This is a genomic window from Marinobacter sp. (assembly GCF_039977835.1).
Lineage (GTDB): Bacteria > Pseudomonadota > Gammaproteobacteria > Pseudomonadales > Oleiphilaceae > Marinobacter.
The window spans coordinates 31803-43962 of the sequence record NZ_JBDWCL010000011.1 but is presented as its reverse complement, the minus strand read 5'-3'; the positions used below and the strand labels follow the sequence as shown (position 1 = coordinate 43962).

General features: G+C 57.3%; 12 protein-coding genes. 7 read left to right on the top strand and 5 right to left on the bottom strand.

Annotation, left to right across the window (positions count from 1 at the left end):
* Positions 1–247 precede the first annotated feature (247 nt).
* The gene (tyrS, locus tag ABJM11_RS04895; RefSeq protein ID WP_348293607.1) at positions 248–1450 is read right to left on the bottom strand and encodes a tyrosine--tRNA ligase; all 1203 of its coding nucleotides are present in this window, start codon (positions 1448–1450) and stop codon (positions 248–250) included.
* Positions 1451–1755: 305 nt separating this feature from the next.
* Here tyrS and ABJM11_RS04890 point away from each other — a divergent pair, with 305 nt between their 5' ends.
* Positions 1756–3174, top strand: coding sequence for a peptidoglycan DD-metalloendopeptidase family protein (locus ABJM11_RS04890; RefSeq protein WP_348293606.1), 1419 nt, complete (start codon positions 1756–1758; stop codon positions 3172–3174).
* A gap of 3 nt (positions 3175–3177) precedes the next feature.
* On the top strand, positions 3178–4275 hold the full coding sequence (locus tag ABJM11_RS04885; RefSeq protein WP_348293604.1) for an anhydro-N-acetylmuramic acid kinase: 1098 nt from the start codon (positions 3178–3180) through the stop codon (positions 4273–4275).
* Between the two features lie 21 nt (positions 4276–4296).
* On the opposite strand, the gene erpA is transcribed toward ABJM11_RS04885, so the two are convergent.
* The 4 genes from erpA to argC form a co-directional block, all read right to left on the bottom strand.
* Entirely contained in the window at positions 4297–4626 is a 330-nt protein-coding gene (erpA, locus tag ABJM11_RS04880) for an iron-sulfur cluster insertion protein ErpA (RefSeq protein WP_348293611.1), read from the bottom strand.
* 87 nt (positions 4627–4713) lie between these two features.
* Positions 4714–5187, bottom strand: coding sequence for a polymer-forming cytoskeletal protein (locus ABJM11_RS04875; RefSeq protein ID WP_348293602.1), 474 nt, complete (start codon positions 5185–5187; stop codon positions 4714–4716).
* Between the two features lies 1 nt (position 5188).
* Entirely contained in the window at positions 5189–5929 is a 741-nt protein-coding gene (locus ABJM11_RS04870; RefSeq protein WP_348293600.1) for a DUF6776 family protein, read from the bottom strand.
* A 9-nt stretch (positions 5930–5938) separates the two neighbouring features.
* Positions 5939–6976: an N-acetyl-gamma-glutamyl-phosphate reductase gene (argC, locus tag ABJM11_RS04865; protein ID WP_348293598.1), complete on the bottom strand. Its 1038-nt coding sequence runs from the start codon at positions 6974–6976 to the stop codon at positions 5939–5941.
* Between the two features lie 134 nt (positions 6977–7110).
* Between argC and ABJM11_RS04860 the strand changes: the two genes are divergently transcribed.
* The 5 genes from ABJM11_RS04860 to hemL are packed head-to-tail and all read left to right on the top strand — an operon-like array spanning position 7111 to position 12088.
* Positions 7111–8895, top strand: coding sequence for a chloride channel protein (locus tag ABJM11_RS04860; RefSeq protein WP_348293597.1), 1785 nt, complete (start codon positions 7111–7113; stop codon positions 8893–8895).
* Between the two features lie 3 nt (positions 8896–8898).
* Positions 8899–9321: a protoporphyrinogen oxidase HemJ gene (gene hemJ, locus ABJM11_RS04855; RefSeq protein WP_348293596.1), complete on the top strand. Its 423-nt coding sequence runs from the start codon at positions 8899–8901 to the stop codon at positions 9319–9321.
* Between the two features lie 41 nt (positions 9322–9362).
* Positions 9363–10121, top strand: a complete 759-nt coding sequence (locus ABJM11_RS04850; RefSeq protein ID WP_348293609.1) for a hydroxymethylpyrimidine/phosphomethylpyrimidine kinase — start codon at positions 9363–9365, stop codon at positions 10119–10121.
* Positions 10109–10804 carry a thiamine phosphate synthase gene (thiE, locus tag ABJM11_RS04845; protein WP_348293595.1) on the top strand — a complete coding sequence of 232 codons (696 nt, stop codon included), beginning with the start codon at positions 10109–10111 and terminating at the stop codon, positions 10802–10804. Before ABJM11_RS04850 ends, thiE begins: the two co-directional genes overlap by 13 nt.
* A 3-nt stretch (positions 10805–10807) precedes the next feature.
* On the top strand, positions 10808–12088 hold the full coding sequence (hemL, locus tag ABJM11_RS04840; RefSeq protein WP_348293592.1) for a glutamate-1-semialdehyde 2,1-aminomutase: 1281 nt from the start codon (positions 10808–10810) through the stop codon (positions 12086–12088).
* The last annotated feature ends 72 nt before the right edge of the window (positions 12089–12160 follow it).

Genomic DNA, 12160 nt, shown 5'->3' with positions numbered 1-12160 from the left:
TTTAAAGAGCGTTCGGAGCGTTGCAGCAATCCCCGATCAAGGCCGCGTATTCTACATCGAATCACCGCCTTGTCAACCGCTTTCTGAAGAATTTAAAAACTCGAAATCTTCAATTAATTCAAACGGTTGTCTTTCAATTTCCGACCCGCCTCAGGGGCGCGTCCCTCGAAAGAGATGCGTATTCTACAGAGCTCACTTGAGGTGTCAACGAGGTTTTGTATATTTTCTCAAAAACCCTGCATTCCGTTCAATCCTTAACCAGAACGCGGGCAATCTTCTTTTTACCCGCCTGGATGACACTGTCATCACCGGCGGCAAACATACGCTCGTCCGTTACCTGCTCACCATTAATGTAGACAGCCCCACGCGCGAACACGTCTTTCGCGGCCTTACCGTTGCTGGCCAGATTTGCCTCCTTCAGCAACGACACAATATGCAACTCATCGCGACCGGCCAGGGAAACCTCAACCACAGGTACGTTCTCGGGTATCTCTCCGAGCCCTACCCGGTTGCCCGCCGACTTGTGAGCGGTTGACGCCGCTTCGGCGTCGTGGAAACGGGTAATAATCTCTTCCGCCAACAGCTTCTTGTACTCCTGGGGATTGGCACCACTGTCTACCGAGGCGTGGAACTCCTCCACTTCCGCCAGCGGCCGGAAACTCAACAGTTCAAAATAGCGCCACAGCAGATCGTCCGGCATGGAGAGCAGCTTGGTATACATCTCACCGGGGGAGTCGTTAACCCCGACATAGTTACCAAGAGACTTCGACATCTTCTGAACGCCATCAAGCCCCTCCAGTATCGGCATGGTAAGAACAACCTGTGGCGACTGCCCGTAATGCCGCTGGAGAATACGCCCCATAAGAAGGTTAAACTTCTGGTCCGTTCCGCCCAACTCCACATCCGCCTCGAGAGCCACGGAGTCATACCCCTGTACAAGCGGATAGAGAAACTCGTGGATAGCTATTGGTTGCTCGGCACGATAGCGCTTGGTGAAGTCGTCTCGCTCCAGCATGCGAGCGACCGTGTACTGCCCGGCCAGACGAATCATGTCCGCGGCGGAGAGCTTGTTCATCCAGTCGGAATTGAACACTACCCGGGTTTTCCCTGGATCCAGGATCTTGAACACCTGCTCTTTATAGCTGATGGCATTCTCGCCTACCTGCGCTTCCGTCAACGGTGGCCGGGTTGCGCTTTTACCGGTGGGATCGCCGATCATGCCAGTGAAGTCACCAATAAGGAAAATGACTTCGTGACCAAGATCCTGAAACTGGCGCAGCTTGTTGATCAGCACGGTATGCCCCAGGTGCAGGTCAGGCGCGGTGGGGTCGAACCCTGCCTTGATCCTGAGTGGACGCCCCTCCCGGAGTTTTTCAACCAGCGCTTCCTCGGAAATCAGCTCATCCATGCCGCGCTTTACGACAGCCAGTGCCTCATCAATCGATGCCATGAACCACACACCCTCAATTCTGATGGTTTGGGCGGGAAGACGGTTACAGACCACTACAAAAGAAATCTGTGCGTTACCGGCCTCCCTGTTAAAGTATTCCTGCTCAGTTTTTAAACAGGGCCGCGTATTTAAGGCGGGGGAGTATAACAATCCTCACCCTAGAAATCCGGCCTGAATGCCAGCAACGGTAATGTTTGACGCTGTCCTGAGCCCATTTTATACGGTAATCTGTTGGAATATACTGAACAACAGCTTTAATTAGGTAGTACAACCTACCGGAATGCCGATCAAAACGGATGCGACACGTGCTGAAAATGTTTCCTAAAACACATATTACTATCGCCGCCGCGACCAGCGTTGTCGTTGCCGCAGCGATCCTCATGAGCCCAAGTGCCAACGTTGAAGCCAACAGAATGGCTTATGCACTGGATCTTGATGACGGCACCGTCACTGAATCAGGCAGCCGCCCTGCCAAATCGGCCAGGAACAACGAAAAACCGGCTCCTGATTCCGGGGCAGCCACGGCCTCTGCGGCAGTCACAGTTACAGAAAAGCCCGAACAGCCTGAAGCACTCGATACTGCTGCTGCCATAGCAGAGGCAAGCGAGCCTGAGCTGCAATGGCAAGAGTACAAGATCAAGCCAGGCGACACTCTGTCTGCCCTCTTCGGCAAGGCCGGATTCAATGATGGCATCATGTTGTCGGTTATTCATGGCGACGGCGAGGCCAACAAGCTACAACGGCTTTATGCGGGCGAAACCATCTCCTTCGCAACCGATGACGCCGGCGAACTGGCAGCGGTTGACCTTCAGCGCAATCTGCTTGAAACCCTCCGTGTCGAAAAGACCGAAGATGGCTTTAAAGGTGAAACCGTCGTACGTGAACCTGACGTGAAACCGGCGTTTGCCTCCGGCGTTATTGATGGCTCACTTTATGTCGCTGCACGGGAAGCGGGCATTTCTGACCGACTGGCCATGGAAATGGTGGGCATTTTCGGCTGGAACATCGACTTCGTCTATGACGTGCGCAAAGGCGACCGATTTGAAGTGGTTTACGAAGAGCTTTACCTGGATGGTGAAAAATTCGATACCGGCAATATTATCTCGGCCCGATTCGTTAATCAGGGCAAGGACGTTATTGCATTGCAGTACACGGACAGCAACGGCGATACCGATTATTACAGCCCCGACGGCAGCAGTATGCGCAAGGCGTTCCTGAGAACGCCCATCAACGCGCGGGTCTCGTCATCCTTTAACCTGCAACGCCGCCACCCTGTACTGGATGTGGTTCGCCCTCACGAAGGCACGGACTACGCCGCTCCTCCGGGGACTCCGATCAAGGCGGCCGGTCACGGCCGGGTTCAGTTTGCGGGCTGGAAAGGTGGTTATGGACGCACCGTCATTCTCAAGCACGGTGACAACATCACTACCCTCTATGCCCACATGAGCCGCCTTGGCAAAGGTATAAAGAACGGAACACGGGTAAAACAGGGCGATACCATCGGTCACGTCGGGTCGTCAGGCATGGTAACCGGCCCTCATCTTCACTATGAGTTCCGGGTAAATGGATCACCAAGAAATTCCCGTACGGTGAAGCTTCCCGATGCCAAACCGGTACCTCAGTCCGAAATGGCCCGATTCAAAAAACACGCCGAACAGCAGGTGGCAAAGTTCGAGCTGTTCCGCCAGGATTATCAGCAGCTGGCACTGGCCGCAGAAGATTAAGGCATGGAAGCCTGGATAGGACTTATGTCCGGCACCAGTATGGATGGCATCGACGCCATACTGGTATCGTTCGAGGATCGGCACATCCGGATTCACGCCACTCACACCACCGATTACCCGAATGACATCCGCCAGCGACTTGCCAGCCTCAGCCAGAACCATGGCACCCCCGACGAACTTGGAGAACTGGACCACATAACCGGCTCCCTGTTTGCCCTGGCGGCCAGCAGCGTCATAGAAAAGGCCGGCTTGCCACCATCATCAATTGCGGCAATCGGCAGCCACGGGCAGACCCTCCGGCATCGTCCAGACGGCTCGGAACCCTTTTCAATCCAGATTGGCGACCCCACCCTCATTGCAGAACGCACCGGCATAACCACAGTCGCTGACTTCCGCCGTCGCGATCTGGCAGCCGGAGGACAGGGCGCACCGCTGGTACCGGCTTTCCACAAAGCATTCTTCAGCGCAGCAGAAGAGGACCGCTGCATCCTTAATCTGGGCGGCATTGCCAATATCACCCACCTGCCCGCTCGCCATAATGCGCCTGTTACCGGCTTTGATACCGGGCCAGCGAACGCTCTGATGGATGCCTGGTGTCTGGATCAGACTGGCCGCGCCTACGACAAGGATGGTGCCTGGGCTGACGAGGGTATCGTTGACCAGGGTCTGCTGGGGGACATGCTTTCCGATGCCTATATCTCGCGGAAGCCACCCAAAAGCACCGGTACCGAAAGGTTTAATCTGGAGTGGCTAAAGATACTTCTGAACCGGCACCCGGACCTGTCAGGCGCGGATGTACAGAGAACCCTGCTGGAGCTGACAGCCGTCACCGTCGCGCAGCAGATACCTCCTTCTCCGGGAATGACCATCTTCGTATGCGGCGGGGGAGCCAGGAACAGGGTCCTTATGCGTGAACTTCAACGCACCTGCAGCCCTTTACGTATTGCTTCTACCACGGAGCTGGGCCTGGACCCGCAATGGGTAGAACCAGTGGCATTTGCCTGGCTGGCAAGCCGGACACTGGCCGGAAAACCGGGAAACCTTCCAGAAGTAACAGGCGCAAGCGGGGAGAGAATTCTGGGCGCAGTCTACTACGCCTGAGCCGTTACGCCCGAAGGGCGGTCAGATGGAAAAGGAGCTGCCGCAGCCACACGTTGAACTCGCGTTGGGGTTCTGCACCACGAACTGTGAACCCTGCAGTCCTTCCTGATAATCCACGGTTGCCCCCACCAGATACTGGTAGCTCATGGGGTCCACCAGCAACCTCACACCATCCTTTTCAATGACAGTGTCTTCGTCGTCCTGGGCCTCATCAAACGAGAACCCGTACTGAAAACCAGAGCAGCCACCGCCAGTTACAAACACGCGGAGCTTGAGGTCAGAGTTGCCCTCCTCCTCAACAAGGTCACGCACTTTAGCCACCGCGCTGTCACTGAAGAATACCGGTGTCATTGCCTGTTGCTGAACTACACTCAAGTCCGCCTCCGGTTTGCCACAAAAATCTGACCTGATTATCGTATTCCTGACTAAAACAATCAACTATTCGTTGTCGGGTATAACTGCATCCCCGGAGTCTTCAGCTTTCTCTTCATCAGCCACGCCGGAACGGGACTGTTGCCTGTCGCGACCCAGCAGGCCAACCGGCTCGTTCTGGTGAACCAAACTGCCATTCACCGAAGCCCCCATGGCCATTTCGATCAGGTTGTAATAGACGTTGCCGTGAATCGAGGCTTTCTCTGCCAGTTCAAGATGCGTGGAGGCGTAGACATCCCCATGCACGGTGCCATTAACAATGACGTGAGGGGCGACAATATCGCCTTCCACGGATCCGACTTCAGACACTCTGAGCACGGCGTCACCGCCCTCTTCAGCGACCACCCGGCCACGTATCGTGCCGTCAACGTGGAGCCCGCCGGAGAAATGCACATCCCCCTGCACCGTGGTGCGGGACGAAACGAGGGTGTCAAAGTGCCCGCTGGGGCGGCGGGGCTTCTGTTTCTTCTTGCCAAGCATGTCAGTTCTCCGTTAGTTCATCCCAATCAAATGTACGTTCCGCCTGGGACGATTTACTGCCTTCGGCGCGGGCAACCACCTGAAGCTCAAGGGGCTCAAACCCGTCCGGCACCCGCAGCAGGCCCTCAATATCCTGGAAATACCGGAAGCGGAATCTGACCCCCAGATCGTCAATATCGTCGGATAGATCCCGCAGGGCGACGACTTCTTTCTCTTCATTTCGTATGCCGATAACATTCACGGCAACCACACCCGCAATGTAGCTTTTGTTATCACCCACCTGGGTTAACACAAGCTTGAAGTTGTAGGCGCCCTCCTCCCTCGCCCTTTGCATAGCCAGACGGTCAACCTGCAACCCTTTGCTGGTTTCCGAAGGTGCCATAATGTTTTTATAGAATGTCAGGTCGGCTTTCAGTGATGCGATCTGCGTTTCCAGCGCCACAATGGTTCTGCGTGCCTGATTCAGAGCCTGGGCGTCGATGGTTCGTCCCCGCTCAAGATTAACCAGCTGCTGACTGGCCTTCCTGTTCTGATCCCGCAGTTGCTCGACCTGTTCTTCGAGACGATCGCGGGATTCCTCGGCCGTTGAAAACCGGAACCCGCCCTGGGCCATACCGGTTACGTACCCGAGCACGGCGGCGGTTATCGAGAACGCCAGCAGAATCAGCGTACGGCGAAGCCGATAGCCCGGGCGATGGCGAATGACGACATATTCTTCAGCGGGTTTTCTGGGTTCACTCACCGGGCGGACCTATGGCAGCAATGCGGGCGCTTCCAGCCCCATGGTTTCCTGCAGGCCAAACATGATATTCATGTTCTGGATGGCCTGGCCCGCCGCGCCTTTCACCAGGTTATCAATAACCGATGAAACGATAACAATATTGCTCTGCTCCTGCCGGTGAAGCGCCATGCGGCAATGATTGGCACCTCGAACACTCCGGGTTTCGGGGTGACTGCCAAAAGGCATCACATCCACAAACGGCTCATCCCGGAAGCGGTTTTCGTAAAGCGCCTGCAAACGATCAAAATCCGCAGGCTTGCGCAGCTCCGCATACAGTGTGGCCTCAATACCGCGGACCATGGGAATCAGGTGGGGCACGAAGGTAACACCCACATCGCCACCGGCCGCCTGCGACAGCCCCTGGCGGATTTCCGGAAGATGTCGGTGACCAGAAGCACCGTAGGCCTTGAAGCTTTCGCCCACCTCGCCATGCAGCATACCGATCTTGCCCTGGCGCCCGGCGCCACTGGCACCCGACTTGGCATCGGCAATCAGTCGTGATGGGTCCACCAGGCCGCTTTCCAGCAAGGGCAAAAAGCCCAACTGAACCGCGGTCGGGTAACAGCCAGGATTGGCGACCAGCTGCGCCGTGCGAATCTCCTCCCTCACCACTTCCGGCAGGCCATAGACCGCCTTTTCTGCCCACTCGGGGCTCTCGTGAGGCATGCCATACCAGTTGGCCCAGACATCAAGGTCTCTCAGACGGAAATCGGCTGACAGGTCCACAACGCGGGTACCCGCGGCCATCAGTTCCGGCATCATGCGCATTGCCACGCCATGGGGGGTCGCAAAGAACACCAGATCACAGGCGGTCAGGGTTTCAAGAGCAGGTTCTGAAAACGCCAGGTCGTAATGGCCACGCAGGTTCGGATACATGTCGGCCACCGGCATGCCCGCCTCGGAGCGCGATGTAATACAGCTCACCGTTACTTCCGGATGAACCGCCAGAATTCTCAGAAGCTCAACACCGGTATAACCGGTTCCACCTACAATACCTACTTTTATCACCAGCTACTCCACCTACAAATCAGGTTCCCGAAAGCCCTATAGTCTAACATGATAAACCAATGACTTATTGCAGCCTCATCGGCGCTGGTTACAATATCGTCAGGAAATCATTCACATCCGGAAACCCGGCGTTCATGCGTAAATTCTGGCACAAGACTACCGAGAACCTGATACCGGTTTTCCGCCGCCGGCTTTCCGGTGTGGATGCGCTGCCACAACTGGCGGTTCTTGGGCTGCTGTCCGGGCTGTTTACCGGTGGCGTGATCCTGATCTTCCGGCTCGCCATCGAATGGCCGCTGGAATACTTCCTGCCAGGCGAAGGATCTGAATCCTTTGAAGAACTGGGCATTCTCACCCGGGCAATTCTGCCCCTGGGTGGCGCGGTCGGGTTAGGCCTACTGATGCACAATCTTGCCACTCATGACCGCAAGGTCGGCATTGTGCATGTGATGGAACGCCTGAACTACCACCAGGGTTATATCTCTGTTCGCAGCGCCCTGGTTCAGTTTATAACGGGGGTCAGCACCGTGATCACCGGCCAGTCGGCCGGCCGGGAGGGGCCCGCAGTCCATCTTGGCGCTGCCTTCTCGAGCCTCATGGGCCAGTGGATGAGACTGCCCAACAACAGCATTCGTACGCTGGTTGCCTGCGGCTGTGCTGCTGCCATATCCGCGTCGTTCAATACGCCGATCTCCGGTGTTATTTTCGCCATGGAAGTGGTGATGATGGAATATACCATCGCCGGCTTCACACCTATTATCCTCGCTTCCGTATCGGCTGCCGTGGTCAGTCAGGCGATGTACGGTTCAGAAGTCGCTTTCAGCGTACCACCACTGACCATGAACTCCCTGCTGGAGATCCCATGGATCATCGCGATAGCCGTTATGATCGGGGTTGCCGCGGCGGCGTTCATACAACTGGTGGACACGACCGGGCGCCACCATCATCGTCCGGTATTGCTGCGGCTGACAGTGGCAGGGCTTCTCATGGTGCCATTTGCCGTGGTAGTGCCGGAGGTCATGGGTATCGGGTACGATACGGTCCAGTTCACCCTCGATAACCAACTGCCGTTCTGGCTTCTGCTCGGTGCCGGCATCGCAAAGCTGATGATTACCTCAGTCACGATCGGCCTCGGCATGCCCAGCGGGGTGATTGGCCCGACCCTGTTTATGGGGGCAACGCTGGGCGGCGCCATGGGCCTGATTGGCGCACAGATTTTTCCGGATACAGCCTCATCGGTAGGTTTCTATGCGATGCTGGGCATGGGGGCCATGATGGGTGCTGTGTTACAGGCGCCGCTTGCAGCACTGATGGCGCTGATGGAACTGACCAGGAACCCGAACATCATCCTGCCTGGGATGCTGGTGATTACCACCGCGAGCCTGGTAACCAGCGAGGCTTTTGGCAAGAAATCGCTGTTCCTGACCATTCTGAAAAGCCAGGGGCTGAGCTACCAGAACTCCCCGGTGATCCAGGCGCTGAGGCGGGTTTCCGTGGGCGCCATTATGGACCGGAGCATTCTTCGCACCGAGCGCTTCCTGTCCAGGGAGGAGGCTGGCAAGATTCTGAAGTCCGAGCCCAAGTGGCTGGTAGTGGAAGGCAGTAATGGCCCCACCGCCCTTCTGCCAGCGGTGGATCTCGCGCGCTACCTGGAAGACACCAAACCCTCAGCCAGCCGTGAGCAGGACGACGATGAGCCCGTTCAGGAGCAGGTTGACCTCATGGATATTCCGGCGAATCGTCGGGACATTGCCCCGGTGCAATACCAGGCCACACTGGAAGAGGCACTGAACGAGTTTGAGCACACCAGCGTAGAAGCCCTTTATGTTCAGCGCCACGTTGCTCCGATGATTCAACGCGTCTACGGCGTGGTACTGAAATCCGATATCGAAAGCTATTACCAATACCGACGGAGTTAACCAATGCTTTGGGTCAAAGCCCTGCATATCATTTCAATCGTGTGCTGGTTCGCTGGCATTTTTTACCTGCCACGGCTGTTTGTCTACCACGCTGCCTGCGAAGACGAGCCCGGCCGGGAGCGCTTCAAGATCATGGAGCGCAAACTGTATCGGGGCATCACTACACCCTCCATGGTGGCAACGGTCATTTTTGGGCTCTGGCTCATCGGTTACAATGTGCAGGGTTACATGAGCCAGGGGTGGCTGCATGCCAAATTACTGCTGGTGGTTCTGTTGATTGGCTACCACTTCTACTGCGGCCACCTGGTGAACGTGTTCCGCGATGACAACAACACCCGCAGCCACGTGTTCTATCGCTGGTTCAACGAGATACCGGTTCTGGTGCTGGTTGCCGTTGTTATTCTTGCCGTTGTTAAACCGTTCTGAGGAGCCTGACCATCAAACTGCATAGCCGCCCTCACGTTCTCATAATTTCCGGCCTCGACCCCTCAGGAGGTGCCGGGGTTCAGGCAGACATCCAGGCCGTTACCGCACTTGGCTGCCACCCCTTGCCGGTGCTCTCATGCCTGACTGTGCAGGACACCCGGAATGTCTACAATGCCACCGCAACGGACCCGGAGATTGTCCGCCAGCAGCTCGAGTGTCTGGCGGCCGACACCCCCCTTCATGCCATAAAAACAGGTGCACTGGGCAATGCTGCTGTGGTGGATGTGCTGGTGGATTTTCTGGTGGACCATCCCGGGATCCCGCTGATTACAGACCCGGTTATAAAGGCCGCCGGTGGTGGGGACCTTGCGGATGAAGCCCTGATTGCCCGGATGAAGGAACGCCTGTTCCGGCACGCAGAAATCATCACGCCAAACGGGATTGAGCTGGCTTTACTTGGCAATGACGAAGATCCTGCCCGGGCCGCCCACAGCCTGCTGGAAACCGGCTGTCAGTCGGTATTGGCAACCGGCGGTCACGGTGAAGGCGATGAAATCATCAACTCGCTTTATTACCGCGACCAGGAGCCGCTGCACTTCTACATCGAACGTATAGGCGGCGAATACCATGGTACCGGCTGCACGCTGGCGGCCTCCATTGCAGCAGGTAGAGCATCCGGGCTCTCAGCCCGCGCGTCTATCGCACAGGCCCAGAATTATGTGCTGAGGGCGATCCGGCACGCCCTGAAAGTCGGCAAGGGACAACCTGTACCTGACCGGGGCATCCCATGGGAGAATTGAGTGCGAGCGCCACTTCCAAGGGGCTGCGGCCAGGCCTCTATGCCATCACCGACAGCCATCTGTTACCGGCTGACAGGCTTCTCGCTGGGGTGGAGGCTGCCCTGAGCGGAGGCGCCGTACTGGTTCAGTATCGTGAAAAAAGCGCCCCTCAACCAGAGCGACTCCGACAGGCCACGGCTCTGGCGGCCCTGTGTCGCAATGCCCGGGTACCACTGATTATCAACGACGACCCGGAACTGGCCCGCCGCTGCGGTGCCGCTGGTGTACACCTGGGACAAACAGACAGTTCCCTCGCTACTGCCAGACAACTGCTCGGTGAACATGCGATCATAGGGGCAACGTGCCATGCTGATCTGGCACTTGCGATGAGCGCTGACCGCGACAGCGCCGATTACCTGGCATTCGGCCGTTTCTTCCATTCAAACACAAAGCCGGACGCACCCGCCGCAGACACGTCGGTACTGGCCAGGGCCCGGCAATACGGTAAGCCGGTGACCGCTATCGGCGGTATTACCACCGACAACGGCGAAGTCCTGATTCGCGCCGGCGCCGATCTGCTGGCGGTGGTTGGCGGGCTGTTCGACGGCGACCTGGCAACCATCGAAGAACGGGCACGCCGGTTTACCCGGCTGTTTGCGGCACATCATCCGCTTTTTTCATTTTCCGACCATCAGGAGTTCTGAACAATGACCCAGTCCGAAACCCTATTCGCCGAGGCTCAGAAATACATCCCCGGAGGAGTCAACTCCCCGGTCAGGGCGTTCAAGGGAGTCGGTGGTACACCGCTGTTTTTCAAGCATGCAGAAGGCGCTTACCTGTTCGACGAAGACGACCGCCGCTACATCGACTACATCGGCTCCTGGGGCCCCATGATCCTGGGCCACGGCAATCAGACGATCAAGGATGCCCTGCACGCCCAGGTCGATCAGGGCATCGGCTACGGCGCCCCTACCGCCCTCGAAACAGAAATGGCAAAGAAAGTCTGCGAGCTGGTGCCGTCCATAGACCTGGTGCGCATGGTGAACTCCGGGACTGAAGCTACCATGAGTGCTGTGCGCCTGGCGCGGGGTTATACCGGCCGCGACAAGATCGTGAAATTCGAAGGCTGCTACCACGGCCACGTGGATTCGCTGTTGGTGAAAGCAGGCTCCGGCGCCCTGACTCTGGGTGTACCCAATTCCCCCGGCATTCCTGCAAGCCTTGCGGAGCATACGCTGACACTGACATTCAACGATATCGACAGCGTGCGGGAAACCTTTGCAAAAATGGGCGATGAAATCGCCGCCATCATCGTTGAACCGGTTGCCGGCAATATGAACTGCATCCCTCCGGTACCGGGCTTCCTGGAAGGTCTGCGGGAAGTGTGTGACGAGCATGGTACGGTACTGATTTTCGACGAGGTCATGACCGGCTTCCGGGTATCCCTGGGCGGTGCCCAGGGCTTTTATGGCGTCACCCCGGATCTGACCGCGCTGGGCAAGGTGATCGGTGGGGGTCTGCCGGTCGGTGCCTTCGGAGGCAAGCGGGAAATCATGGAACACATCTCGCCTCTGGGCCCGGTCTACCAGGCTGGCACACTCAGCGGGAACCCGCTTGCCATGTGCGCCGGACTGGCCACGCTGAACGCCATTTCCGAGCCAGGCTTTCACGATCGGCTGACTGAAAAAACCAATGCCGTGCGTGACGGGCTGAAAGAAGCCGCAGACAGCACTGGCATTCCCCTGGCCGTACAAAGCGCCGGTGCCATGTTCGGCTTCTTCTTCACCGATGAGCCCAGCATCACACGCTTCGACCAGGTGATGGCCTGCGATGTGGAACGGTTCAAAAAATTCTTCCAGGGCATGCTCCAGGAAGGGGTCTACCTTGCCCCGTCGGCCTTTGAAGCCGGCTTCACCAGCGTTGCCCTGACGGACGACGACATTCACCACACCATTGAAGCGGCACGCAGAGTCATGGCCACACTCTGAACAAGGTACCTGAGCAGAGACTCCCGGGCTGCGCCCCGGGAGTCTGCAACCCGAAAACCATGTCTTTCCGGG

Coding starts and splice junctions, on each gene's coding strand:
- hemJ (WP_348293596.1), top strand. CDS start 8,899: ATGCTTTGGGTCAAAGCCCTGCATATCATTTCAATCGTGTGCTGGTTC.
- tyrS (WP_348293607.1), bottom strand. CDS start 1,450: ATGGCATCGATTGATGAGGCACTGGCTGTCGTAAAGCGCGGCATGGAT.
- erpA (WP_348293611.1), bottom strand. CDS start 4,626: ATGACACCGGTATTCTTCAGTGACAGCGCGGTGGCTAAAGTGCGTGAC.
- thiE (WP_348293595.1), top strand. CDS start 10,109: ATGGGAGAATTGAGTGCGAGCGCCACTTCCAAGGGGCTGCGGCCAGGC.
- ABJM11_RS04860 (WP_348293597.1), top strand. CDS start 7,111: ATGCGTAAATTCTGGCACAAGACTACCGAGAACCTGATACCGGTTTTC.
- ABJM11_RS04885 (WP_348293604.1), top strand. CDS start 3,178: ATGGAAGCCTGGATAGGACTTATGTCCGGCACCAGTATGGATGGCATC.
- ABJM11_RS04875 (WP_348293602.1), bottom strand. CDS start 5,187: ATGCTTGGCAAGAAGAAACAGAAGCCCCGCCGCCCCAGCGGGCACTTT.
- hemL (WP_348293592.1), top strand. CDS start 10,808: ATGACCCAGTCCGAAACCCTATTCGCCGAGGCTCAGAAATACATCCCC.